The 25,645-nt window shown below is 67.6% G+C and carries 22 protein-coding genes; 9 read left to right on the forward strand and 13 right to left on the reverse strand.

The window, feature by feature from the left end; all coding sequences use genetic code 11:
• The first annotated feature begins 15 nt into the window (after positions 1–15).
• Both BX604_RS03535 and BX604_RS03540 read left to right on the forward strand, forming a co-directional pair.
• Positions 16–1,455: a DHA2 family efflux MFS transporter permease subunit gene (locus BX604_RS03535; RefSeq protein WP_098549599.1), complete on the forward strand. Its 1,440-nt coding sequence runs from the start codon at positions 16–18 to the stop codon at positions 1,453–1,455.
• A 292-nt stretch (positions 1,456–1,747) separates the two neighbouring features.
• Positions 1,748–2,536, forward strand: coding sequence for a sulfite exporter TauE/SafE family protein (locus tag BX604_RS03540; protein WP_098552683.1), 789 nt, complete (start codon positions 1,748–1,750; stop codon positions 2,534–2,536).
• A gap of 79 nt (positions 2,537–2,615) precedes the next feature.
• On the opposite strand, the gene BX604_RS03545 is transcribed toward BX604_RS03540, so the two are convergent.
• The 5 genes from BX604_RS03545 to BX604_RS03570 form a co-directional block, all read right to left on the reverse strand.
• Positions 2,616–3,053: a hypothetical protein gene (locus BX604_RS03545; RefSeq protein WP_098549600.1), complete on the reverse strand. Its 438-nt coding sequence runs from the start codon at positions 3,051–3,053 to the stop codon at positions 2,616–2,618.
• Positions 3,053–3,643, reverse strand: a complete 591-nt coding sequence (locus BX604_RS03550; protein ID WP_098549601.1) for a nucleotidyltransferase domain-containing protein — start codon at positions 3,641–3,643, stop codon at positions 3,053–3,055. Before BX604_RS03550 ends, BX604_RS03545 begins: the two co-directional genes overlap by 1 nt.
• 248 nt (positions 3,644–3,891) lie before the next feature.
• A complete protein-coding gene (locus BX604_RS03555; RefSeq protein ID WP_098549602.1) occupies positions 3,892–5,733 on the reverse strand; it encodes a S10 family peptidase in 1,842 nt (613 codons plus the stop codon).
• A gap of 612 nt (positions 5,734–6,345) precedes the next feature.
• Positions 6,346–8,436, reverse strand: a complete 2,091-nt coding sequence (locus tag BX604_RS03565) for a D-(-)-3-hydroxybutyrate oligomer hydrolase (RefSeq protein ID WP_098549603.1) — start codon at positions 8,434–8,436, stop codon at positions 6,346–6,348.
• A gap of 138 nt (positions 8,437–8,574) precedes the next feature.
• Positions 8,575–8,940, reverse strand: coding sequence for a BON domain-containing protein (locus tag BX604_RS03570; RefSeq protein WP_098549604.1), 366 nt, complete (start codon positions 8,938–8,940; stop codon positions 8,575–8,577).
• Between the two features lie 439 nt (positions 8,941–9,379).
• Between BX604_RS03570 and BX604_RS03575 the strand changes: the two genes are divergently transcribed.
• The 3 genes from BX604_RS03575 to BX604_RS03585 all read left to right on the forward strand — a co-directional run bounded on the left by BX604_RS03575 (position 9,380) and on the right by BX604_RS03585 (position 12,555).
• On the forward strand, positions 9,380–10,807 hold the full coding sequence (locus BX604_RS03575) for a TAXI family TRAP transporter solute-binding subunit (RefSeq protein WP_098549605.1): 1,428 nt from the start codon (positions 9,380–9,382) through the stop codon (positions 10,805–10,807).
• Between the two features lie 93 nt (positions 10,808–10,900).
• Complete coding sequence (locus BX604_RS03580; RefSeq protein WP_098549606.1) at positions 10,901–11,539, forward strand: 2-hydroxychromene-2-carboxylate isomerase; 639 nt, start codon at positions 10,901–10,903, stop codon at positions 11,537–11,539.
• A gap of 68 nt (positions 11,540–11,607) precedes the next feature.
• Positions 11,608–12,555 carry a LysR family transcriptional regulator gene (locus BX604_RS03585; RefSeq protein ID WP_098549607.1) on the forward strand — a complete coding sequence of 316 codons (948 nt, stop codon included), beginning with the start codon at positions 11,608–11,610 and terminating at the stop codon, positions 12,553–12,555.
• A gap of 39 nt (positions 12,556–12,594) precedes the next feature.
• On the opposite strand, the gene BX604_RS03590 is transcribed toward BX604_RS03585, so the two are convergent.
• From BX604_RS03590 to xdhA, 4 genes are all read right to left on the reverse strand, one after another.
• A complete protein-coding gene (locus BX604_RS03590; RefSeq protein ID WP_098549608.1) occupies positions 12,595–12,996 on the reverse strand; it encodes a nuclear transport factor 2 family protein in 402 nt (133 codons plus the stop codon).
• An 88-nt stretch (positions 12,997–13,084) separates the two neighbouring features.
• Positions 13,085–13,747, reverse strand: coding sequence for a xanthine dehydrogenase accessory protein XdhC (gene xdhC / locus BX604_RS03595; RefSeq protein ID WP_098552684.1), 663 nt, complete (start codon positions 13,745–13,747; stop codon positions 13,085–13,087).
• A 1-nt stretch (position 13,748) separates the two neighbouring features.
• On the reverse strand, positions 13,749–16,112 hold the full coding sequence (gene xdhB, locus BX604_RS03600; protein WP_098549609.1) for a xanthine dehydrogenase molybdopterin binding subunit: 2,364 nt from the start codon (positions 16,110–16,112) through the stop codon (positions 13,749–13,751).
• Positions 16,113–16,130: 18 nt separating this feature from the next.
• A complete protein-coding gene (gene xdhA / locus BX604_RS03605) occupies positions 16,131–17,675 on the reverse strand; it encodes a xanthine dehydrogenase small subunit (protein WP_098549610.1) in 1,545 nt (514 codons plus the stop codon).
• A gap of 349 nt (positions 17,676–18,024) precedes the next feature.
• On the opposite strand from xdhA, the gene BX604_RS03610 reads away from it, so the two are divergent.
• Positions 18,025–19,239 (forward strand): MFS transporter, encoded by a 1,215-nt coding sequence (locus BX604_RS03610; protein ID WP_098549611.1) that lies wholly within the window; start codon positions 18,025–18,027, stop codon positions 19,237–19,239.
• Between the two features lie 27 nt (positions 19,240–19,266).
• Here BX604_RS03610 and BX604_RS03615 read toward each other — a convergent pair whose 3' ends face one another.
• From BX604_RS03615 to BX604_RS03625, 3 genes are all read right to left on the reverse strand, one after another.
• Complete coding sequence (locus BX604_RS03615) at positions 19,267–19,851, reverse strand: RES family NAD+ phosphorylase (RefSeq protein WP_257146376.1); 585 nt, start codon at positions 19,849–19,851, stop codon at positions 19,267–19,269.
• An 18-nt stretch (positions 19,852–19,869) separates the two neighbouring features.
• Positions 19,870–20,535, reverse strand: a complete 666-nt coding sequence (locus tag BX604_RS03620) for a hypothetical protein (protein WP_098549613.1) — start codon at positions 20,533–20,535, stop codon at positions 19,870–19,872.
• Positions 20,536–20,654: 119 nt separating this feature from the next.
• Complete coding sequence (locus tag BX604_RS03625) at positions 20,655–21,545, reverse strand: DMT family transporter (protein ID WP_098549614.1); 891 nt, start codon at positions 21,543–21,545, stop codon at positions 20,655–20,657.
• Between the two features lie 134 nt (positions 21,546–21,679).
• On the opposite strand from BX604_RS03625, the gene BX604_RS03630 reads away from it, so the two are divergent.
• On the forward strand, positions 21,680–22,615 hold the full coding sequence (locus BX604_RS03630; protein WP_098549615.1) for a helix-turn-helix domain-containing protein: 936 nt from the start codon (positions 21,680–21,682) through the stop codon (positions 22,613–22,615).
• Positions 22,616–22,677: 62 nt separating this feature from the next.
• Here the strand turns inward: BX604_RS03630 and BX604_RS03635 are convergent, their stop codons facing one another.
• Positions 22,678–23,889 carry a pyridoxal-phosphate-dependent aminotransferase family protein gene (locus BX604_RS03635; protein WP_098549616.1) on the reverse strand — a complete coding sequence of 404 codons (1,212 nt, stop codon included), beginning with the start codon at positions 23,887–23,889 and terminating at the stop codon, positions 22,678–22,680.
• A gap of 64 nt (positions 23,890–23,953) precedes the next feature.
• On the opposite strand from BX604_RS03635, the gene BX604_RS38885 reads away from it, so the two are divergent.
• Both BX604_RS38885 and BX604_RS03640 read left to right on the forward strand, forming a co-directional pair.
• Complete coding sequence (locus tag BX604_RS38885; RefSeq protein WP_179894777.1) at positions 23,954–24,328, forward strand: hypothetical protein; 375 nt, start codon at positions 23,954–23,956, stop codon at positions 24,326–24,328.
• A gap of 314 nt (positions 24,329–24,642) precedes the next feature.
• Complete coding sequence (locus BX604_RS03640; protein ID WP_098549617.1) at positions 24,643–25,626, forward strand: LysR family transcriptional regulator; 984 nt, start codon at positions 24,643–24,645, stop codon at positions 25,624–25,626.
• Positions 25,627–25,645 lie beyond the last annotated feature (19 nt).

Below are 25,645 nucleotides of genomic sequence, written 5' to 3' on the forward strand. Positions count from 1 at the left end.
AAAGGCTGCAAGCCCATGACCCACGGGATTCACGGCGAGCAGCGCTGGTACGCGTTGATCGTCCTCTGCCTCGGCGTGCTGATGATCGTGCTCGACAGCACGATCGTGAACGTTGCGCTGCCGTCGATCAGCACCGATCTCCATTTCACCGAGACGGCCCTCGTGTGGGTCGTCAACGCGTACCTGCTGACGTTCGGCGGCTGCCTGCTGCTCGGCGGCCGGCTCGGCGACCTGTACGGCCAGCGGCGCATGTTCCTCGCGGGCCTCGTGGTGTTCACGCTCGCGTCGCTCGCCTGCGGCCTCGCGCAGTCGCAAACGATGCTGATCGCCGCGCGCGCGGTGCAGGGCTTCGGCGGCGCGATCGTGTCGGCCGTGTCGCTGTCGCTGATCATGAACCTGTTCACCGAGCCCGACGAACGGGCGCGCGCGATGGGCGTCTACGGCTTCGTGTGCGCGGGCGGCGGCAGCATCGGCGTGCTGCTCGGCGGGCTGCTGACGAGCACGCTGTCGTGGCACTGGATCTTCCTCGTCAACCTGCCGATCGGCATCGCGGTCTATGCGATGTGCGTCGCGCTGCTGCCGCGCATGCGCGCGCCGGCCGACGCCGCGCGGCTCGACGTCGCCGGCGCGATCACCGTCACCGCGTCGCTGATGCTCGCGGTCTACGGGATCGTCGGCGGCAACGAGGCCGGCTGGCTGTCGACGCAGACCGTCGTGCTGATCGGCGCGGCCGTCGTGCTGCTCGCGCTGTTCATCGCGATCGAGGCGCGCGTCGCGCATCCGCTGATGCCGCTCACGCTGTTCGCCGCGCGCAACGTCGCGCTCGCGAACGTGATCGGCGTGCTGTGGGCGGCCGCGATGTTCGCGTGGTTCTTCCTGTCCGCGCTCTACATGCAGCGCGTGCTCGGCTACGGGCCGCTGCAGGTCGGCCTCGCGTTCCTGCCGGCGAACCTGATCATGGCGGCGTTCTCGCTCGGGCTGTCCGCGCGGATCGTGATGCGCTTCGGCATCCGCGGCCCGATCGCCGCCGGCCTGCTGATCGCGGCGTGCGGCCTCGCGCTGTTCTCGCGCGCGCCAGCGGACGGCGGCTTCCTCTGGCACGTGCTGCCCGGCATGACGCTGCTCGGCATCGGCGCGGGCGTCGCGTTCAATCCGTTGCTGCTGGCCGCGATGAACGACGTCGATCCGGCCGATTCCGGGCTCGCGTCCGGCATCGTCAACACCGCGTTCATGATGGGCGGCGCGCTCGGCCTCGCGGTGCTGGCGAGCCTCGCGGCCGCGCGCAGCGATGCGCTGGCTGCCGCCCATGCCGCGCCGCTCGAGGCGCTGAACGGCGGCTATCACACCGCGTTCGCGGTCGGCGCGGCGTTCGCGGCCGCCGCCGGCCTGCTCGGCCTCGCGCTGCGCATCCGTCGCCAGGATGCGGTCGCCGGCGTCGGCCCCGCGATGCACTGACGGCCGGCCGGGGCACGCACCGCCGCGCCCCGGCCCCTCCCGCTTGCCCTTTTCCCGTGCGGCCCTGCCCCGCCGCCCGGCAGGCCGGCCGCGGCACGCGCGTCGCCTGCGTGGCCCAACACACGTTCAAACGATCGTTTCTCGCACGACGAACCGCCCGTCCGGCGGGCTTCTCCGGCCGATTTTTAACGTAGTCGTACACCGAAGCGCCACTTTTGCGACAATGGCAGACTTTGACGCGCGCGCAGCAGCCGCGCGCCGCCGCCGAACGCCGCATAACCGCCTGCTTCCGATGTCGCTTCCCCATATCGATCTGCTGTACTCCCTGTCCGGCCTGTTCGTCGGCATTCTCGTCGGCCTGACGGGCGTCGGCGGCGGTTCGCTGATGACGCCGATCCTCGTGCTGCTGTTCGGCGTTCATCCCGCGACGGCGGTCGGCACCGACCTGCTGTACGCGGCCGCGACCAAGGCCACCGGCACGCTCGTCCACGGGCTGAAAGGGTCGATCGACTGGCGCATCACCGGCCGGCTCGCGGCGGGTAGCGTCCCGGCCGCGGCCATCACGCTGTGGGCGATGCATACGCACGGAATGAATTCGCCGGGCACCGCGCGGGTGATCCAGCTGGTGCTCGGCGTCGCGCTGCTGCTCACGTCGCTCGCGCTGATCTTCCGGCCGCAGCTCACCGCGCTCGCCGCGCGCAATCCGTTCGCACCCAGCCCCGCGCGCACGCTGTGGTCGACCGTGCTGACCGGCGTCGTGCTCGGCGTGCTCGTGTCGATGACCTCGGTCGGCGCCGGCGCGATCGGCGTCACCGTGCTGCTGCTGCTGTACCCGACGCTCGCGACCACCCGCATCGTCGGGTCCGACATCGCGCACGCGGTGCCGCTCACGCTCGTCGCGGGCATGGGCCACTGGCTGCTCGGTTCGGTCGACTGGTCGATGCTGCTGTCGCTGCTGCTCGGTTCGTTGCCCGGCATCGTGCTCGGCAGCCTGCTGTCGGCGCGCGCGCCCGAGCGCCTGCTGCGCAACCTGCTCGCCGCGACGCTCGTCGCGGTCGGCGTGCGGCTCGTGCTCGCGTAAGCGGCCTCTGCCCTGACGCAACACGCCACCTCGGTGCGTGCGCCTGTCATCCTCTCCTAGACGGATTTCCAGCCGGGTCTCACGGCATACCGGTCAGCGTACGTGCAACTGGCAAATACTTCGCCAGGATGCTCAGCATGGTGGCGGCCTCTGCTTTCGACACCGGCGGAAATGGCGAAACGTACGACGTGCCGTTGCGTCGCTCGTGCGCCTTCGTGATGAAGGCGAACTCCGGAGCACTCACGCCCAATGAGGTCGATACACGCTGGATGGCCAGGTTGCGGCCTGCATCTTTGGTTCGCACCTCGTAGAACTCCAGGACGGCCTGTACCACCTGGAAGTAGCCTTCGTAGGCCAAGGTAAATACTTGCAAATGCCGGGCAGGATCCAGCTCGTCGGCAGTGGCCTTGTAATCGTCGGCATTGCGCAGGAAACCCGCAATTGCCCCGGGCGTCGGCGCAACGGCATCAAAGGCTTTCGTCTTGATGAGGTTTTCGTATTCAGTTGGGCGCTGCATCACAGAATCCTCAACGTGGGGCCTTGGGCAATCTGCGCCATGACAGGGTCAGTGTCTACCAACACGGTCCATTCGGCAGGCTCGTACAACGAGAAGTTGATGGGACGCAGCAGATTCTGCTCGGCCGCGTGCATGGCTTCGGATAGCTTGAGGAGCTGGACGTCGCCGATGACGATCAGATCGATGTCGCTGCGAGCGCTATCGGTCCCCTTCGCCACCGACCCAAACACGAAGGCCGTGGAAATATGCGAGGCGAAAGGCAACAAGGCTTCCCTCAAAGGCTCCGCCACGGCAAACGTCTTTCGTGCGATCTCGACCAATTCTGCATAGAGGATGAATTCCGTATTCGCGCGGATGCTCCGTTGTCGACCTCGCCGGGCATCCTCCTTGAGTACGCCGACTTCGATTAGCCGGTCCACCTGCTTCTGAGCGCTTCCACGCCCACTGTTTGCCAGATGCAGCAATTCCTGCAGCGTAAAACTGCGATCCGGTTGCAATAGCGCAGCACCCAGCACGCGTTGCATGCCCGGCGTGAAGAGAAAGTCGGCGAGGCCCACGAAAATCCTCAAATCAGGGGTGATCGTCCTCATTATGAGGATATTCAGATGAATCCTCAATAGAGGGCTTTCTATCCTTCTTTTGGGGATTACAAGACGCCGTACCGGTGACTTCCAGGGCGATGCACGCCCCCGGACGAGACGATGCCCCGAGAGTCCTCGACTCACGGGGCATCTTGAGGAACGGCAGAGGCCCATCAACGCACGCGACACGAAGCGCAGGGACGCATGAGCGGGTCAGATTTTTTCCCGCAGCGGCCGACGCGCGCCATCCGCCATGCTTACCGCCCCTGCTGCTGCAGTTGCTGCTGCTTGAGCTGCTGCGTGCGCGCCTGTAGCTTCAGCACGCGTTGCAGCGCGCTCCGGTTCGCGAGGATGCCGTCGTAGAAGCTGCCGAGATCGCCCTTCAGCGCGGTGCGCGACGCGTCGTTCAGATAGATCATGTGGCCCGACGGGTAGTTCTTGATCGTCAGGTTCTGCGCCTTGAGCGTCGGATCGAGCGGCATCTGCGCGAGCGTCAGCTCGGTCTGGTGGAACGGCGTGACCGCGTCGAAGTAGCCGTTCGCCGACATCACCTTCAGGTCCGGGTTCACGCTCATCGTCGCCGCCAGGTCGCCGGCCGTGTACAGCGTATTGCCGCCGCCCTTGTTCGCGCCGGTCGGGTCGGTGTGGCTGAAGTCCCAGTTGTTGAAGACCTGGTCGTTCAGGTCCACGAACGACGACGTCGACGTGTACTTGAGGTCGGTGTTGATATAGCTGTTCCACAGCACCGTGTACGCGCCACCGACGTTCGTGATCGACGGATCGTTGCTGCCCGAGTTCGGCAGGATGTACGGCGCGATGCCCTTGCCCGTGAAGTTCGCGCGACCGTCGTACTGGCCGATCTGCGTGCCCGGCACGAGTGTCAGGAAGAACGTGTACGGCGGGTTGTCGTCTGACGACGGCACGTTGCCGAGCGCGGCCGGGTTGCCGAAGGTCTGGATCAGCGACGTCGGATCGGTGCCGATGTACGACCCCATCTGCTGCGCGGTCTGCAGGTTCAGGTTCAGCCGCACGTTCACGAAGCCGCCGTCCTGCGGGTTCGGCTTCTGCGCGAGCGGCGCGAGCGTGTTGTCCGCGTAGTTGCGGGCCTGCACCATGTACGCGTCGAGATCGGTCGGCGTCGGGTTGAGCGTCGTCTTCTTCCAGTAGAACGCATCGGCCGCGAGCGTCGGGAACGTGCCCGGCGCGGACAGCGCATTCGCATAGTCGAGGATCGACGACTGCAGCGTGATCCCGTTCAGGTCAATGCCGTCCTCATGCAGCACCCACGACACGACCGCGCTGCGCGCCGTGCCGTACGACTCGCCGTACAGGAACTTCGGCGAGTTCCAGCGCGAGTACTTGGTCAGGTAGCGCTGGATGAAGCGGTCGATCGAGCGTGCGTCCTGGTCGGTGCCCCAGAAGTCCTTGTTCTTCGCCGGGGCGACCGCCGCCGAATAGCCGGTGCCGACCGGGTTGATGAACACGAGGTCAGTGCGGTCGAGCAGGCTGTCCGGGTTGTCGAGCAGCTTGTACGGGGCCGGCGGCGTGAAGTTCGGGAACGACGACTGCAGGCGCTTCGGCCCGAACGAACCGAGCAGCAGGTAGACCGACGACGAGCCAGGGCCGCCGTTGTAGAAGAACGTGACCGGGCGCGGCTTCGACGGATCCGGGTTGTCCTGCGTGTACGCGACGTAGAACATCTTCGCGTTCGGCGCCGACGTGGTCGGGTCGATGGTGGTCAGGTGGCCGGTGGTGGCCGTGTACTTGATGGTCTTGCCGCCGATCGTGACCTGGCGGTGCACGACCGCCGCGCCTTCGGTCGAATCCGTGACCGCATCGTCGGGCCCGGTGCCGTACACGTCGTTGTCGACGTACGGCTGGTCGGCTGCGGCCGCGGCCGCCGTTGCGTCGGCGCCGGCCGACGTGCTGCCGTTCGACGTCGTCGCGGCCGCCGCGGAGGTCGCAGCGGACGGCCCTGACCCGTCGTCGCCCCCGCACCCCGTGACGAGCAGCGCCGCCGCAGCAGCTGCGGCGAGCGGCACGCTCAGTGTCGTTCCAAATAGCGCGAAACCGTTTTTCAAGGACTTCAGTGTCGTCATTATTGCCTCTCGAACAGAACGATAAATACCGCCGGTCGCAAAGGATCATTTGCGCCGGCGCTCCGCACCGGAATGCATTCGTTATGCGACGCACTCCGAGTTTTTTACCGGGTCAGCGAATACCGACCGGCATGATTTACCCCACCCATATTTCGCGACTGCACAATGGAATCAATTCCATTGCGAACGACAATTCAATAATCCGCAGCAATGCGGATTCAGGCGACCACCCGTACTCGCCATCAAGCAAAAGGCAAAAGCTTCCCCCACAAGGCCCGCCAGACAAGGCAGCCTTGCTTCGAACAGACGAACGATCCCCGTCGACAAGACGGCCGGCCAAGCGCAAAATGCGCGACCAGTCGTTGCTCGAGCCGACTTAATAAAATCGAAAGGATCGGTTAATTATACGGAAAGGATTATTGTCTCTCGGTAATTTATTAAATTAAGTGAAAATATCGGCGCATATTAGATTCCGGGTTTTCGGCCGTAAAGTAATAATTTGTTACAGCGCAAGCCATTCGGAAAAAAGACAGCGAGGGACCGATTCCATACGCTGAAAAGAAAAAAGCCGGACGACTGTCCGGCTTCGGGCGTGCGGCGCAATGGGCGCCGTCAGAGCGGCACGTCGATCGTGCCGGCGCCGGCGGTGATTGCGTTCGCGCCGGGCGACGACGAGATCGGCGGCAGGTTGGCGCTTGTCAGCGCGGGCGCGGCGCCCGGCGCGCCGCCGCGCGGCACCGTGCGGATCACCTGCGACGGCGGCAGCGGCGCGCCGTTCTTCAGGTGCCGCCACATCAGGTTCAGCGCCTGCAGGTTGTAGTAGTGGACCGGCACGAAGCGCGTATCGAAGCCCACCACCGGCAGGAACGCGTCGAAGTGCTGGCCGTTCGTCACCTCGTAGAACACGAGCTGGCTGCGGCCGCCTTCGCTGATGCTGTTTTGCGCGACGTACGCGCGCGACGCATGGTTCACCGGCACGAGCGCATCGCTGCGGCCCTGCACGATGATCGCCGGCTTGCCCTGCAGGTTCGCGTTCACGCGCACCGCGTCGACGTTGGCCGGCATGTCGAGCATCCCGTTGGTCCACAGCTGGCGCAGGCACAGCGCGCCAGCGAAGCTCGCGTCGGGCGTCGCGAGCCGGTGGTCGACACCCGCCCCCGTGTTGAACACGAGGTCGATGCCGGCCGTCGGCGGCACGCCGTTGCCGAGGCCAAACACGGCCGGCATCGGCGACGCGGCGGGCGGCGCGACGGTGCCCGTCGCCGCTCGGGTGGTCGCGAAGCTGAAATTGCACAGGTTGTCGGTCACGCGCGAGCGCGTGTACGCGTTCGCATAGGTGACCGCGATCGCCGGAATCGCCTGCGAATCCCACATCGACGCGTGCAGCAGGTCGGAATCGGCGAGATAGCCGGCCGCGTGCAGTTGCGCGAGCGCGTCGGCGGCCTGGCCTGGCGTGTCGGCACCCGACACGAGCCCCGCCGCCGCGAGCGTCGCGCAGCGCTGCGTGCGGATCGACTGCGTGGTGGCGAGCGGCAGCGCGCTCAGGTACGGCTCGCCGGCGAGCGATGCCGATGCGGCCGCGCACGGCTGAAGCAGGTTCGCGAGCGTCGCGTAGTCGGCCAGCGGCCGGCCGAACGACGGCACCGGCTGGCCGCCCTCGCGCACGACCGCGTTGGCCGCCATCCGCACGTTGATCTGCGGCTCGCCGACCACGACCGCGGTGATCCAGCGGCGCGTGTCCTGTTCGGCCGCCGCGAGCGCGGCGCCACCGCCGTTGCTGACGGATGCGGCAATCGTCGTGATGTCGCCCGGATGGTAGCGCACGCCGTGATGCGTGCTGTCGAGCAGCGGCCCGAACCGTTCGTTGAGCGCCCAGTACGCGAATTCGACCGACTGCAGCGTCGCGTGGCCCCAGTCCTGCTCGGGATTTTGCTGCGAATGCGCGTGCTTGAACGCGTAGCGGTTCGGGAAGCGGCTGTTGTACGTGGCGAGGTCGCCGCTCGTCACGTTGGCGGTGAAGAGGCTGGCATTGCCGGCCAGCACCGCGTTGGCGAGCGTGCCGTCGATCAGCGTGATCGTGTCGGTGCCGAGCTCGTGCGCACCGTTGCCGCCGCCCTTGTCGGTGTATGCCACGGCGCAGCCGCGCTTGAGCCCCCATTCGCCGGCCGCGGAAATCGCGCCGTACACGCCGCGCGAGCCCGACGACGTCGCCGTGACGATGCACGGCTGCGCGGGATCGAAGCTCGCGGGCACCTGCACGAGCAGCGTCACGTTCTTGCGGCCGCTGCCGTCGTCGGAGTACGCGAGATATTCGGTGCCGGGGATCTTGCCTTCGCCGAGCGTGTCGTTGCCGTCGAGGTCGACGTTCGGCCCCCAGAAGCGGCCGTAGCCGCCGTTGGCGCTCATGTCGACGAGCGCGCGATAGTTCGACCAGATCGCGACCCGGCGCAGTTCGGCGCTCGTCGGCCGTGACGGATTCGCGAATGCCGGTGCGGTGGCGGCGGCGAGCCCCGTCTTGCCGAGGCCGGCCGTCAGCAGGTCGTCGCTCGTGCCGTCATAGCCGGTCGTGCGCACGCTGCCGGACACGAATCCGGGCAGCCGGTTGCGTTCGCCCGAATCGTCGCCGTTGCAGGCGCCGAGCATCGTCATCGCGGCCAGCGCCGCGACGAGAAGTATCCGACTGCCCCACCCGTGCGTCGTCATTGCCGCCCTCTCGATCTCGTTATGGGTCCGCCGCCACGTCGTGCGCGGCTCGCGGCCTTTGAAGCGCAAACGGGCCCCGGCATGCCGGGGCCCGCCTGAAAGCGGGTGCGGACGGCGCTTGCGCGCCGCCGCCCGGCATCATTGCTGCTGGACCGTCAGCTTGTTCGTGACCGACGTCACACCCTTCACGCCCTTGGCCGCGGCTTCCGCCTTGTCGATCTGTGCCTGCTCGGGCACCGTGCCCTCCAGCGTGATCGCCCCGCCCTTCGAACGGACGACGAGGTTCGACACGTTCACGCCGCCATCCTTCGTAATCGCCTTGCGCACCGCGTAGCCCAGCTTGCGGTTCGCCTTCTTCGCGGTCTTGGCTGCCGCCTTCGGCGAGCTCGTCGCTGCGGCCGGCGCTTCGGTGGCCGCCGCATCGCTCGACTGCGCGTATACGCTGCCCGTCAAACAGGCCGCCACGGCCGCAACACCCAACGCTCTCAACACGATCGACTTCATGCTATCTCCTTGTGACTCCGGAACGGCCATGCACAGTACGGCCGGAAACCCCCAAAAGCAGCCGGCCCGCGCGCAAACGGGCGGGACGGCCGATGATTTCCACGGCGATGCGAGAGAGGCGACACGGGCCGGCGACCGGCGCACGCAAATGCGGGCCGGCCGGGCCGGACAGCCGCCGGCCGGACGCGCCCGGTCTCATTGCGTGCCGGGTCGCGCGCGAATCGGGCGCGGCTGCGTCGCACAATGTAATCCAGCGCCCGCCGAAGCGCAAAGCTTTTGACGCGCGAGCGCCCGCCGACGTGGGCGCACAGCCGCGCCGCGGCGCCCGGCTCGCGCACCCGCGGCGAAACCGGGTACCATCGCCGCCAGAACGTGCACCGCGTGCATCGTCGGTGACGGCCGTCACCGATGCGTCACACCCGTGTCATCCGCCGATTCCATGAAGCCTGCCCGACCTCGCCCGCCACGCCGCATCCTCGCCCGCTTCGTCGCGGTGTCGTGGCGCGACCTCGCACTGTCGATCGGCCCGACCGTGCTGCTCGCCGCAGCGGCCGTCTGGCTCGCGGTCAAGCTGATCCAGCCCGCGCCGCCGTCCACCCTCGTGATTTCGTCCGGGCCGCCCGGCAGCACGTACTGGAACGCCGCGCAGAAATACAAGACGATCCTCGCGAAGAACGGCATCACGCTCGACGTCGAGTCGTCCGAAGGATCCGCGCAGAACCTCGCGCGGCTGTCGAACCCGAACGCGCCGGTCGACGTGGGCTTCGTGCAGAGCGGCATCGGCCCGAAGGAGCGCGACGAACACCTGGTGTCGCTCGGCAGCATCGGCTACGTGCCGCTCGCGATCATGTACCGCGGCCCGATCGTCGCGCGCCTGTCCGATTTCAAGGGCAAGCGGCTCGCGCTCGGCGCCGAGGGCAGCGGCGCGCGCGAGCTGAGCCTCGCGCTGCTGAAGATGAACGGCATCGTGCCGGGCGGCTCGACCGAGCTGCTGCCGACCGCCGGCGAAGACGCCGCGACCGAGCTGCTCGACGGCAAGATCGACGCCGCGTTCCTGTCCGGCGACTCGACGCAGATCCCGGTGATGGCGAAGCTGTTCCGCGCGCCCGGCGTGCACGTGTATTCGTTCACGCAGGCCGAAGCGTACGCGCGGCGCTTCCCGTACCTGACCGCGATCACGCTGCCGATGGGCGTCTACGATCTCGGCCGCAACCTGCCGCCCGCCGACATTCATACGGTCGCGCCGACGATCGAGCTGGTCGCGCGCGACACGCTGCATCCGGCGCTGTCCGACCTGCTGATCGAGGCCGCGCGCGAAGTGCACGGCCACGCGACGATCCTGCAGCACGCAGGCGAATTCCCGTCGCCGATCACGCGCGGCTTCCCGCTGTCGGACGACGCGGCGCGCTACTACAAGTCGGGCAAGACCTTCCTGTACCGGCGCCTGCCGTTCTGGGTCGCGAGTCTCGTCGACCGGCTGCTCGTCGTGGTGGTGCCGCTGATCGTCGTGCTGATTCCGGGGCTGCGGCTCGTGCCGTCGCTGTACGGCTGGCGCGTGCGTTCGCGCATCTACCGCTGGTACGGCGCGCTGATCGCGCTCGAGCGCAGCGCGCTCGGCGAGCATACGGCCGAGGAGCGCGTCGAGCTGCTCGACGAGCTCGACGACATCGAGGAAGCCGTGAACCGGATGAAGATGCCGCTCGCGTACGCAGGGCAGTTCTACGTGCTGCGCGAGCACATCGGCTTCGTGCGCGAGCGACTCACCGCGCACGACCGCGAAGCGGCGGCAGGCACGCCCGGCGCCGACACCGGTGACGCGTCGCCGCCGGCCGGCCCCCCCCCTCGGGCGACTCCCGGTTCCGCATGAGCGGACGATCCGCGATCATTGCTGCATCCGCGCGCCACCGCGTAACATGAAGGCCGCCGCCAGGCGCGCACGCCCCACCTCTGGAGATCCGCCATGACAACCGGCCTCGACACTGCCCAGCCTGCCTGGTTCTTCGACTTCGTGTCGCCGTTCTCCTACCTGCTGCTCGAACAACACGACAAGTGGCCGGACGTGCCGTTCGAACCCGTCGCCGTGTCGCTGCCCGACCTGCAGCGTCACTGGGGGCAGCGCTCGAGCTCGGACGTCCCGGCCAAACGCGTGTTCACGTACCGTCACGCGCTGTTTCGCGCCGAACAGCTCGGCATCCGCTTCAAGATGCCGCCCGCGCATCCGTTCGACTCCGACAAGGTGCTGCGCCTCGCGATCGCGCTGCGCGCCGACGTCGCCACCGTGCTCGAAATGTTCCGCTTCATCTGGCGCGACGGAAACGATCCGTCGACGCCGGACGGGTTCGCGGCGCTGTGCGAACGCGTCGGCGTCGGGCACGGCGACGCGCTGATCGAATTCGAGGAAACGACGGCGCAGCTGCGCCGCAACACCGACGATGCGATCGCGCTCGGTGTGTTCGGCGTGCCGACTTTCTGGATGAACAAGCAACTGTTCTGGGGCGAGGACGCGCTGCCGATGGTGCTGTACTGCGCACGCACGCCGAACTGGCTCGAATCGCGCGAGGTCAAGCGGATCAGCTCGCTGCCGAAGGGCCGCGCGTGATGGCCGGTATCACCCACGGCAACGCGTGGCTGCGGTAAGGTTACGCATCCCCGAATCGACCCGTACCGATGGAAGACGACGACCGTACCGCCTCGCTCGATATCTGGCTCGTGCGCGTATTGCGCACGCTGCTGCTCGAGCGCAGCGTCACGCAGGCCGCGCTGCGGCTGAACCAGACCCAGCCCGCGATCAGCACCGCGCTGCGCAAGCTGCGCGAAACGCTGAACGACCCGATTCTCGTGCGCGGCAAATCCGGGATGGTGCCGACCGAATACGGCGCATCGCTGCTCGGCGCGGCGTCGCGCGCGCTGCGCGAAGTCGACTTCATCGCGACGCCGCACGGCGACTTCGATCCGTCGTCCGCGCGGCGCACGTTCCGCGTCGCCGCGCCCGACTACCTGAACGACTTCTTCATGCCGACGCTGATCGAGCGCTTTCGCGACGCGGCGCCGCATGCGCACCTGGAAATCGATTCGCTGAATCCCGCGCTCGATCATGCGGGTGCGCTCGAATCGGGCGCGCTCGATCTCGTGATCGGCAACTGGCCGAAACCCGACCCGCACTTCGCGCGCCAGGACCTGTTCTCCGACACGATCGTGTGCCTGATGCGCGACGCGCATCCGCTCGCGCGCGCGCCGCTCACGCGCGAAGCGTACGCGTCGGCCGCGCACGTCGCGCCGACGCCGTACACCGGCGACAAGCGCAACGCGATCGAAATCGGCCTCGCGCGCGCCCGTCTCTCGCGACGGATCGTGACGACGCTGCCGTACTTCGGCATCGTGCCGCAGGTGCTGTTGCAGTCGGACCTGATCTTCACGACGACGCGCCGCTTCGCGACGCACTATGCGCAACTGCTGCCGCTCGTCGTCGTCACGCCGCCGGTGCCGTTTCCGCGCATCAAAAGCTACCTGCTCACGCATCCGCAGCCGGATCGCCCGACCGACATCGCGTGGCTGTGCGCGCTGATGCAGAGCGTGTCCGACGAACTGACGGCGCAGCGCGGCCGCAAGCGCTGACACGCGCGGCCACCCCGGCCTTCGGTTCGCGACGCTCACTCACGCCGCGCAGGTCGTTTCCTGCAGGTGGGTCCAGCGCACGACGCCTGCCGCGTCGCGCTCGAACACGGCCGTCGCGCGACGCGCGGGCAGTTCACCCGATGCCGCGTGCTGCGCCTCGAAATAGGTGAGCACCGCATGCGACGCATCGGCCGCCAGCACGCGGATTTCCGACAACGTGATGCGCAGCCCGGGCTTCACGCCGCCCAACTTCGCGAACAGTGCACGCGTGCCGTCGCGATCGAACGCGCGACCGTCGGTCATGATCATCGTGAAATCGTCGGAGAACGGCGCGATCAGCGCGTCGAGCGCGGCGGGTGAAGTGTCGACGCCGGATAGCCAGCGTTCGATGACGACGAGGCTCGTATCGAGCGCGTCGAGATAGACCTGATGATCGGACATGGAGCCTGCACGAAAAAAATGCGCGGCCCCATGCCGCGCAATCCGTGCAGTGTATGCAAAAACGCGTGCGTGCGCGTCGTGCATGCGGTCATCGCGCGCAGCTCACGTCGTCGCGCATGCGGCCTGCCGCGGCCGCCTTCGCATCGGCAACCGGCGTGCCAGAACGCGCCTGCAGCAGCTCCGCGCAGACCGCCACCGCGATCGCACCCGGCGCCTTGTCGACGATGCCCGCGACACCGATCGGGCACACCATCTCCGTGAGCCGGACCGGATCGACGCCGCGCGCCGCGAGCCGGCGCTCGAACTTCACGCGCTTGGTGCGCGAGCCGATCATCCCGAAGTACGCGAAGTCGCGCCGCCGCATGATCTGCGCGGCGAGCAAGAAGTCGAGCGCGTGGTTGTGCGTCATCACGAGGAAGTACGCGCCCGGCGGCGCCGCGTCGACGACGGCCTCCGGCGTGTCGGTCGGCTCCGGCTGCACGTTCGGCGGACATTCGTCCGGGAACAGCTCGTCGCGCGTGTCGACCCACTGCACGACGCACGGCAATGCGCCGAGCAGCGTGACAAGCGCGTGACCGACGTGTCCCGCGCCGAACAGCACGATGTGCATCGGCGGCGGCGCGGCGCTCGCGCGATTGCGCCGGCCGGTGCCTGGCGCGAACGCGTAGTCCGATGCGCCTGCACACGCGCCGTCGCATCCGGCGACGGGCGCATGCGACGCGGCACGCAGCGAGTGGGTGGGGCCGTTCATCTCAGCCTGCCCGGGCGGCGCTCGCCGCACGCACTGCACGCACCGCACGCAGGATCGACTCGCCGGTCGCCGGCGCGTCGAGCGGCGGATTCACCCGATAGTCGCCGACCGCGGCCACCGCATCGCGCACCGCGAAGAACACCGAGAACGGCAGCAGCAACGGCGGCTCGCCGACGGCCTTCGAACGGTGGATGCTGTCCTCGACGTTGCGGTTCTGGAACAACCGCACGTTGAATTCGGGCGGCGTGTCGTTCACCGTCGGGATCTTGTACGTGGACGGCGCATGCGTCATCAGCTTGCCGCCCGCGTTCCACCACAGCTCCTCGGTCGTGAGCCAGCCCATCCCCTGGATGAACGCGCCTTCGACCTGGCCGACGTCGAGCGCCGGGTTCAGCGACGCGCCGACGTCGTGCAGCGCATCGACGCGCAGCGTACGCATTTCGCCGGTCAGCGTGTCGATCACGACTTCCGACACGGCCGCGCCGTACGAGTAGTAGTAGAACGGCCGGCCTTGCAGCTTCGACTGATCCCAGTACAGCTTCGGCGTCGCGTAGAAGCCGTCCGACCACAACTGCACGCGCGCGAGATACGCCTTCGCGATCACCTCGCCGAACGGCACGCTCGCGCCGCCGACCCACACGAAGTCGTTGCCGAACTTCACGTCGGCCGCATCGACCTTGCCATCGCCGAACTGCTTCGCGGCGAACACCGCGAGGCGCTCGCGCAACTGGCGCGCCGCATCCTGCGCGGCCTTGCCGTTCAGGTCCGAGCCCGTCGACGCCGCCGTGGCGGACGTGTTGGCAACCTTGCTCGTGTCGGTCGCCGTCACGCGGATCCGGCCGAAGCGGATGCCGAGCTCGTGCGCGACGACCTGCGCGACCTTTGTGTTGAGCCCCTGCCCCATCTCCGTGCCGCCGTGGTTCACGAGCACCGAGCCGTCGGTATAGATGTGCACCAGCGCGCCGGCCTGGTTGAAGTGCGTGACGTTGAACGCGATGCCGAACTTCACCGGCGTGAGCGCGATGCCCTTCTTCAGCACCGTGTTGCGCGCGTTGAATTCGCGCACGCCCGCGCGCCGCGCGCGGTAGTCGCTCGTCGTTTCGAGTTCGCCGAGCAGTTCCTGCAGGACGTTGTCCTCGACGGTCTGGCCGTAAGGCGTCACGTTGCGCTCGGTCTTGCCGTACAGGTTCGCGTAGCGCACGTCGAGCGGATCGCGGTCGAGCGAACGCGCGACGTCGTCGAGGATGTACTCGATCGCGAACGCGCCCTGCGGGCCGCCGAAGCCGCGAAACGCGGTGTTCGACTGCGTGTTGGTCTTGCCGCAGTAGCCGGCGATGTCGACGTCGCCGAGCCAGTACGCGTTGTCGAAGTGGCACACCGCGCGCGTCATCACCGGGCCCGACAGGTCGGCCGAGAAACCGCAGCGCGACGTCATGTCGAGCGCGACGCCGTCGAGACGGCCGTCGTCGTCGTAGCCGACGTCGAAGCGGTAATGGAAGTCGTGCCGCTTGCCGGTGATCATCATGTCGTCGTCGCGGTCCGGACGCAGCTTCACCGGGCACAGCAGCTTCCACGCGGCGAGCGCCGCGCAGCACGCGAACAGGCCCGACTGCGATTCCTTGCCGCCGAACCCGCCGCCCATCCGGCGGCATTCGACCAGCACGTTGTGCGACGCGACGCCGAGCACGTGCGCGACGAGGTGCTGCATTTCGCTCGGGTGCTGCGTCGAGCAGTACACGTGCATCCCGTCGTCGTCCTTCGGCACCGCGTAGGCGATCTGCCCTTCCAGGTAGAACTGCTCCTGGCCGCCGAGCAGCATCTCGCCCGACTCGCGGTGCGGCGCGGCGGCCAGCCGCGCGGCCGCGTCGCCGCGCGCGAGCTTCAGCGGCGGGATCACGTAGGTTTCGGCCTTGCGCGCCTCTTGCGCGGTCAGGATCGCGGGCAGCTCTTCGTAGTCGACCTGCGCGCGGCGCGCGGCGAGCCGCGCGGTTTCGTGCGACGTCGCGACGACGATGAACATCGGCTGGCCGACGAACTGCACGATGCCCTTCGCGAGCACCGGATCGTCGTGGATGATCGGGCCGCAGTCGTTGACGCCGGGGATGTCGTCGGCCGTGAACACCGCGACCACGCCGGGCGTCGCGCGCACTGCGTCGAAGTTCATCGACACGATCTTCGCGTGCGGCTTCGCGGACAATCCGAGCGCCGCATGCAGCGTGCCGGCGACGATCGGAATGTCGTCGGTGTAGGTCGCGCGTCCGCTCACGTGCAGGTGGGCGGATTCGTGTGCGCGTGACACGTGCACCTGCGCGGCGTCTGCCTGCGGGTCGAGGGTGCTCAGGAACGGTTCTGCTTGCTGGTTCATGTTCGGTGTTCTCCCTCTTCAGACGCGCGCCGCGTCGTTGGCAACTTCGGCGGCCACTTCACGCACGTTCAGCGCCTGCGGCGGCAGCGGATCATGCGGGCGCGTCTCAAGCCAGAATCGGTACATCAGGTTCTTCGCGGTATCGAGGCGATACGCGCTCGTCGCACGCATGTCGGACAGCGGCTGGTAGTCGCGCTCGAGCGCCTGCATCGCGGCCTGCGCGGTGGCTTCGTGCCACTGCGCGCCGTCAAGCACGGCTTCCGTGTGGGTCGCGCGCTTCGGCGTGGCGGCCATCCCGCCGAACGCGATGCGCGGCTCGCGTACCAGATCGCCGTCCGCGATGAACGCGAACGCCGCGCACACGGCGGAGATATCGGAATCGAACCGCTTCGACAGCTTGTAGGTGCGGAACTGCAGCTTCGCGCGCGCGCCGGTGCGGGTCGGCACCTTCAGGCCAATGACGAATTCGTGCGGCGCCATGTCCTTTTGCTGATAGCCGGTGTAGAGCGCCTCGAGCGGCAGCTCGCGCACCGTGTCGCCGCCGCGCAGCACGACCCGCGCGCCGAGCGCGATCAGGCCCGGCATCGAGTCGCCGATCGGCGAGCCGTTCGCAACGTTGCCGCCGATCGTCCCCGCGTTGCGGATCGGCAGCGACGCGAAGCGCTTCCACATCTCGGTCAGCTCCGGATACGTGCCGGCAAGCGCCGCGTACGCTTTTTCGACCGTCACGCCCGCGCCGATCTCGATCCAGTCGCCGCGCTCCACGAGGCGCTGCAGTTCGGCGATCTGGCCGACGTAGATCAGGTCGTCGAGCCGGCGCATCTGCTTGGTGACCCACAGGCCGATGTCGGTGCTACCGGCCAGAATGCGCGCGTCGGGGCGCTCGGTCTTCAGTGCGGCCAACGCGTCGAGCGTGCGCGGCGCCGCGAAGCGCGCGCCGTTGATCGTCGTGTAGTCGAACGTATCGTCGCGCTTGAGCGACGCGAGCGTGCGAGCCAGCGCGGCCGTATCGACCGGCGCCGACGGCGCCGGTGCGTCGAACATCTGCACCGCCGCATCGACGATCGGACGATAGCCGGTGCAGCGGCACAGGTTGCCCGTCAGCGCATCGGCGATCTCGGTGCGCGTCGGCACGTCCTTCGCCTTCGCGCACGCGCTGCCGCAGCCTTCGTGGCCATGCTTCTCGTACAGCGCCCACATCGACATCACGAAGCCGGGCGTGCAGAACCCGCATTGCGAGCCGTGGCAGTCGACCATCGCCTGCTGCACCGGATGCAGCGAACCGTCCGGCTGGCGCAGGTCTTCCACCGTCAGCAGCGCACGGCCGTCGAGCGTCGGCAGGAACTGGATGCACGCGTTGACGGCCTTGAACGCGACCGCGCCCGTGTCGGTCAGCTCGCCGACGACGACCGTGCACGCGCCGCAGTCGCCTTCCGCGCAGCCTTCCTTGGTGCCGGTGCAGTGCGCGTCCTCGCGCAGATACTGCAGCACGGTGCGGGTGACGTCCGCGCCGCTGACTTCGCGGACCGCGTGACGATGGTAGAAGCGGATCGGCTCACTCATGTCTCTATCATTCTTCAAGTGGGGGCAAGGCGGCCTGCGCTTGGCGCTCGACCGACGTTTTTCTGACAGTTTGCACGCTATCACCATCAAATTCCGCAACCCATAGCCCATCACGCATGCGGCCCATATAACTGCCGCGATATGCGCGCCGGGGCCGCCCGGCACGCCCGCCGCGCGTTGCCCCGCCTGGTTTTCACGTGCGTCCGCATGGGTCCGCCAGCGATCTGTCGCCGATTAAAACGGACCTTCATTAACTAAACGGTACATGCAGCAAAACCGGTTCCATGGGAAAATCCCGATTCCGTTTTTCGCCGCCTTCCGTTTCGTTTCGCTCATTCGTTCAGACCCCATGTCCACCGATTCCGCCACACCGCCGCGCAGCGGGTTCGCCGTCACGCTGCAAATCGTGTCCGTCGTCTGCTTCACGTTCATCTGCTACCTGACCATCGGCCTGCCGCTCGCGGTGCTGCCGGGCTTCGTCCATGACGACCTCGGTTTTTCCGCGATCGTCGCGGGCGGCGCGATCAGCGTCCAGTATTTCGCGACGCTCGCGTCCCGGCCGCTCGCCGGGCGCTTCGCCGATACGCTCGGTCCGAAGCAGACGGTGTTGCGCGGGCTGATCGGCTGCGGCATCTCGGGCGTGCTGCTGCTCGTCGCGCTGCTGCTGGCGCACTGGCCGGTCGGGAGTCTCGTGCTGCTGGTCGCGAGCCGGCTCGTGCTCGGCGTCGGCGAGAGCCTGTGCGGCACCGGTGCGATCCTGTGGGGCATCGGCCGGGTCGGCGTCACACACAACGCGAAGGTGATCTCGTGGAACGGCATCGCCACCTATGGCGCGCTCGCGCTCGGCGCGCCGGTCGGCGTCGCGATCGCGCATTCGCTGAATCCGGCGCTGATCGGCGTGATCGTGATCGCGCTCGCCGCGATCGGCTTCTATCTCGCACGCCTGATCGATTCCGTGCCGCTCGTGCACGGCGAACGGATGTCGTATGCGAGCGTGTTCACCCGCGTGCTGCCGCACGGCCTCGGCCTCGCGCTCGGTTCGGCCGGCTTCGGCTCGATCGCGACCTTCGTCACGCTGTACTACGCGGCGCGCCACTGGCCGAACGCCGCGCTGTCGCTGACCGTGTTCGGCACGCTGTTCATCGGCGCGCGCCTGCTGTTCGCGAACACGATCAAGACTTACGGCGGCTTCCGCGTCGCGATCGTGTCGTTCGCATTCGAATGCTCGGGCCTCGTGCTGCTGTGGCTCGCGCCCGTGCCGCACGTCGCGCTCATCGGCGCCGCGCTGACCGGTTTCGGCTTCGCGCTGATCTTCCCGGCACTCGGCGTCGAGGCCGTCGCGCTGGTGCCGCCGGCGAGCCGCGGCGCGGCGCTGTCCGCGTATTCGGTGTTCCTCGACCTGTCGCTCGGCATCACGGGCCCGCTCGCCGGCTATGTCGCCGGCGCGTTCGGCTATCCGCAGGTGTTCCTGTTCGCGGCCGTGGCCGCGGCGGCCGGCGTGGCGCTGTCGATGGTGCTGTACCAGCGGCAGGCGCGGATCGAGGGGCGCGGCGCGGCGGCTTGAGTTGCGTCGCCATGGGAGCAATGCCGTTCAGCGCAGCAACACATTGAAGTCCTGCAACACACGGACGGCTTGCGGATGACGCCGGAACGGAACGGCGTCCTTGAGCGAGAGTTTGGGGGTGGCACGATCGAAAAGCACGAGTGCCTCCGACGTGTTGAGATGGCGCGACATGTATAGAAAGCCGTCGACCCGCTGGTCATGCCGATATACGGCAAGCGACCACTGCTGCGGAACGCCGTACGGCACGATGGTCGACAACGCACCGTCGCCGCCCAGGTTTTTCAGCGACAAACCGTGCAGGACGGCCACGGTCAACGGCGTACCGTCAAATGACAGCACGTAGCGGTCGAGTTCGGTCGTCACGAGCGGAAAGCCGCCCTGCTCCAGATCCGCAACTTCGTCTTGCAGCACCGTCTCGGCGAATGCGCAGTGCAGATCGAAACCGAAATAGCTGGTGCCGTACCGCCGCCGCTTGCGCGGATCGTCGAAGCGGTTGCCGCCTGACTTGCCGAAGTACGGCTCGCCGGTCGCGTATCGCGAAATGCGAACCAGCGCCGTCGGCGCCACCTCGCGGATCGCCAGCGTCGCACTCGCGAAATGTTCCCCCGGCACCGTCAGCAAATGCGCCTCCTAGCGTTCCGAGAACGCCGTGGCGGCACGCTCGACCTCCTCCACCTTCCCGCGGGACAGCGCTACCAGCGGCGTGACATTACCGAGGGACGCCTTGGGCGTCATGAAGAACTGCCATTTGCTCCATCCTGGCAAGCCACCGAGATGCCGGGTCACCCTCCCCAGCACCTTGCGGTCGATATCGCCCGCCAGATAGAACGCCGGATAGTACTGCGCGGTGCCGACATCGACCGTGAAAATTCGCCCCGATGCCACTGCCTTGCTGAGTGCCTGCCGCGTCATGCCGAGCCCGGCCCAGGTCTGCGCGGCCGGCAATAGCTTGCCGTCGACAACCAGCGCGTGGCGTTCGGCCTGCGCGCGCCGCTCCAGATCGGCGACGGCGACACCGGTGCGCGTATCCGTCGCGCCCTTCTTCCGGCCGGATGGCTTCCTGTCGCGCGTCGCGGCCGCCGCGATGCCGAACGTGATCGTGCCGGCCAGATCGATGACCTGCGCGATGCCCACCTTGAACAGGTGCCCCAGTTGCTCGTCCGACAACCTGAGCAGCGCACGGGCGCGATCGGGACCGAGCATGGTTGCGGCGCCTACGGCACTGCGCAGTGCCTCCTCGGTCTCGACATCGAGAATCGCATCCGCGCCTTCGAGCGCATGAACGTGCGTAACCATCCTCACCTCCTGACACAGCCGGAGGATCCAGCCTAGCCCCGAATCGAAACCAAGTCAACTGAGTCAACCATTTCGAATGACCCCGGGCCATGCCGTGCGGCAACCTGCGTCATGCCAGTTCAGGCCGCCCGCAGAAACAGCCGCCTCGTCAGATCGAACGCAACGAGATTGCCGGCCAGCACGAGCAGCAGCCCGACCACCGCGAGCGGCGACCACTGGTAGCCCTCGAACACCGTCGACACCGCCAGCGCGACGATCGGGAACAACACCGTGCAGTACGCGGCGCGCTCCGGCCCGATCCGGCCGACGAGCGTCAGGTACGCGGTGAAGCCGATCACCGAACCCGGCACGGCGAGATAGACGAGCGCACCGAGATAGCGCGGGCTCGGATCGATCATGAACGGCATTCCGGCCGCCGCGCTGCCGACGGTCAGGATCACCGCGCCGATCAGCATCGCCCAGCCGTTGGTCGCGAGCGGGTGCAGCCCCATCGACTGCATCCGGCTCGACAGCAGGTTGCCGACGGAGAAGCACATCGTGCCCGCGAATGCGATCGCGAGGCCGATCCAGGTCGCGTGATCGTCGAGGTGGCCGGCCATCTGCTGCCAGAAGAGGCACGCGATGCCGGTCAGCCCGAGCAAGGCACCGGCGATCGCGGACGGTCGCAGCGGGCGGCCCATGAACAGCCGGCCGTTGATCGAATTGAGCAGCGGCGCGGTCGAGAAGATCACCGCAACCAGCCCGCTCGGCACGACCTGCTCCGCGTAGTAGAAGCACAGGAAGTTCAGGCAGAACAACGCGAAGCCCTGCGCGACGAGGTAGCGCCACGCTTCGCGCGGCGGGCGGACCGGCCGGCGCATCACGCGCAGCAGCGCGAACAGCACGGCGGCCGCGAGCCAGAAGCGCCACGCGATCGAGACGGGCGGCGGCACTGAGCCCAGCTGCCACTTGATCGCGATCCAGGTGGTGCCCCAGATCAGCACGGTGACGAAATAAAGCGACAGGTTCATGGCGGCGATGAAGCGAAATCGAGTGAAACGGACGCCGACTATGCGGCCGCGCCGCCCGCGTGGATTGTCCGGAATTGCGGTCTTTTTCGGCCCGCCGCCCGGCGCGTCGCGCGCGCGCTTATACTCGGCGCATCATGAGTTCGCCCCTGCACGCCCCGCCCGTCGATCCCGCCGTCGCCCTTGCCGGCGGCGCGCTGCCGTTCGGCCTGCAGTCGGTGTGCCGTACGCTCGCCGAGGCGAACGCGACGCTCGAGCGCTTCGCGTGGCTCGGCGACCATCTCGCGATCGCCGAATGGACGCGCATCACCGACGAAAGCGAGACGATCTACGACCAGCCCGGCCATCACACGCTGTCGTGCTATCTCGACGGCGGCTACCGGACGGAGCGCCAGCGCGTGCAGCGCTACGGCGCGCCGAGCCTGCTGTGCGCGCTGCCGGGCGACCATGAATCGCGCTGGTGGGTGCGCGGCGAGATGCACTTCATCCACCTGTACTTCCTGCCCGAGCACTTCACGCAGCGCGCGATCCGCGAGCTCGATCGCGAGCCGCGCGAACTGAAGCTCGCCGATCGCACCTATTTCGAGGATGCACGCGTCGCGGCGCAGTTCCGGTCGCTCGCGCTGGAACGCTGGGACGATGCCGACGGGCGGCTGCGCGTCAACGAAGCCGCCCACGACGTGCTGAGCCTGCTGCTGCGCGACCAGAGCACGACGCGCACCGACGTGCCGTTCCGCGGCGGGCTCGCGCCGGCCGTGCGCCGCCGCGTGCGCGACTATATCGACAGCTACCTGTCGCAGCCGCTGACGCTCGGCGAACTGGCGAATGTCGCCGCGCTGTCCGAATACCATTTCTCACGGATGTTCCGGCTGTCGTTCGGCCGCGCACCGCATGCGTGGGTCGCCGAGCAGCGGCTCGCGCGGGCGCGCCTGCTGCTGCGCACGACGTCGCTGCCGCTCGCGCAGATCTCGGCCGAATGCGGCTATGCGAATGCCGGCCACTTCAGCCATCGTTTTCGCGACGCGCACGGCACGACGCCGAACGCGTATCGGCGCGCCATGCAGGGCGGCTGAGCGCCGCCCGCCGGCTCAACGGCCGGTTGCGCGCAGCGCACCCGGCACGCCCTTCTTCCCGCTTACGTACCGCGCCGCGACAGTTCCTGCTCGAGCGCCGCCACACCGGCCGGCAGGTCGACCGGCACCTTCAGGTCGACCATCGTGCGGCCGAACGCATGCAGCGTGCGGAACAGGTTGTGTTCGCGACACTGCTCGCCCATCTGGCCGATCCGCACGATCGGCAAACCAAACGAGCCCGAGATCTCGACCTGGTACTGCTTCGAGATATGGCCGCAGACCATCCCCGGCGTCAGCCCTTCCGGCGTCTCGATCCCGACCACCGAATTGAGCCGGCAGTCCTTCGGCGCATAGAGCGTGAGCCCCATCGCCTCGACGCCCGACTGCAGCGCGAGCGAGCAGCGCAGGTGGCGCGCGAAGCGGCTTTCGAGCGTCTCCGCGCAGACGAGCCGCAGCGCCTCGTGCAGCGCGAGCACGCCCGACACCGGCGCCGTGTAGTGATAGCCCGCGTTGTGCCAGAAGTTCTCCGCGAGCGCCATGTCGAGGCACCAGTGCGCGTTCGGCTCCGGACGATGCTTCATCCGCTCCCACGCGGCATCCGAAAACGCGATCAGCGACACGCCCGGGATCGACGACAGCCCCTTCTGACCGCCCGTGATCACCGCGTCGATGCCCCACGCGTCCATCTCGAGCGGCATCGTCGACAGCGTGCACACCGCATCGACGACGACCAGCGCGCCGGCCACCTTCGCGAGCGCCGCGATGTCGCGCAGGTCGCGGTTCCATACGGTGTTCGACGTCTCGCCCTGCACGATCGTGACGATCTCGGGCCGCTCGCGCGCGATCGCGTCGGCGATCTCGTCGAGGCTCGCGACCGCACGGTCGGCCACTTCGAGCGTCGCGACGTCGGCACCGACGCGCGTGGCCATCTCGGCCATCCGCGCGCTGAAGAAGCCGTTGCGGATCGACAGCACGCGCGTGCCGCGCCACGCGAGGTTCGAAATCGCCATTTCCATCGCGGCGGAACCGGGGCCGGCGACGCCGAGCACCCACTTCGTGCGGGTCTGGAACACGTAGCGCGCCATCTCCTTCACCTGCTCGATGATCTTCGCCATCGTCGCGCCGAGGTGGTTGATCACGATCGTGTTCGCCTTCGCGACGGCGGCCGGGATCGGGACCGGGCCGGCGCCCATCATCAGCAGCGGTTCTTCGGGCAGGATCGCGTCGAGCGGCACGACGACGGGACAGGGAATCGGCGAGTAATCGATGGACATGGCTGGCAAAAATGGAAGGAAGAAAACGCTGGGACGTCGCCCGCCGCACGGCACGGCGAACTGATTGATCATTCCGCGTTCCGCGGCGGCGCGCAAGAGGCACGCACGGCCGGACACCGTGACGCTGGCCCGGTCGACGGACCGGGCCAGCGGCCGCGCACATGCCGCGCGATTGCATTTCGCATTGGCCGGGAATCTCGGTCCGCATGCGAATCGGTTCCATCTGCGGTTCGATCCGTGCGATTTACTCCAGCAATATTGCGATGATTGCCCGATGTCGATCGTTGAGCACGGCACCTGCGCCCACTGCAATATCCGGCATCATGATAAAAATCACGCAGGGGCAATCGGTCTACAAAAACCGGGGGTGCTAAAAAACATCCATTATCACGGCATCTATTGGTTAACCATTTCGCCCATTACCGTGCCGGGCGCATGACATCTCATGCAACACACTGTTTTTAATGATTATTCTTCAGCACGCCAGCACCCGCACCCAATACATCGCATGCTCTCTTCATTGAGCCCGCACGGCCCCGCGTCGTTTAAGCGATACCTGCGAATCCGATTTTCCGCAACCCGCCCCTTTTCTCAGGTTGACGGATATCGCTTCCGTCATGAACAATTGTCTGCGGAATCAAAAAAACGATTTTTCGATACGAACGAGAACCGGAGTCGCGCGACGGTTTTCCAGGGCGGGCGACGAAAAATCACAACCATAAATCAATCAACCGGGCCAGAAATACGCGAGCCATGAACCAGATTCAGACCATGCGTGCATTCGTCTGCGTCGCCGAGCAGCAGAGCTTCCGGCGTGCGGCGCACCATCTAGGCGTGTCCAATGCGCTCGTCACGCGTTCGATCGCGATGCTCGAGTCGCACCTGAATACGCGGTTGATCCACCGCACCACGCGCAACCTGTCGCTGACCGAGGCGGGGCTGCGCTACCTCGACGGCTGCCGTGCGCTGCTCGAGGAATTCGATCACCTCGAGGCGTCGGTCGCGCATGCGGCGCGCGAGCCGGCCGGCACGCTGCGCGTCGTCGCGTCGGGCCTGCTGTCGCCGCTGGCGCTCACGCCGCTCGTCGGCAGCTTCCGGCACCGCTACCCCGAACTGCGCGTGCAGCTCACCGTCGCCGAAGGGCCGCTCGACGTGCTCGATTCGGGCTACGACGTGGGCATCGTCACGGGCAACCGGCTCGACGGCAACCCGACGCTGGTCGCTCATGCGCTCACGCCGAACCCGTTCGTCGCATGCGCGGCGCCCGCCTATCTCGAACGCCGCGGCGAGCCGCGCATCCCCGACGACCTGCCCGGCCACGACTGGGTCGCGCTCGCCCCGCATCAGCATGCGCCCGCGTGGCAGCTCGTTGGCCACGACGGCGTCACGCATTCGATCACGCTGCGCCCGACCTGCACGGTCAACCAGCTCGCGCTCGTGCAGGCGGCGGCCGTGGCCGGCTCGGGTATCGCGGTGCTGCCCGAATCGTGCGTCGCCGACGCACTGGCGAGTGGCACGCTCGTACGGCTGCTGCCCGGCTACCGGGTGGACGACCCGGACGCGCAACTGTCGCTCGTGTATCCCAATCGCCAGTACGTGCCGGCTCGCACGCGCAGCTTCGTCGAGCACGCGCTCGAGCATTTCGGCGTGCAGGCGGCGCGCGAGCGGACGAGCTACGACTTCCTGCGCACGCCGCGCGGCCCCGATCGCGCCGATATCGTCACGGGCCTGCAGTAAACTGCCCCCGACAGCCATC

The sequence above is a fragment of the Burkholderia sp. JKS000303 genome (genome assembly GCF_002563755.1).
Classification (GTDB): Bacteria; Pseudomonadota; Gammaproteobacteria; order Burkholderiales; family Burkholderiaceae; genus Burkholderia; species Burkholderia anthina_B.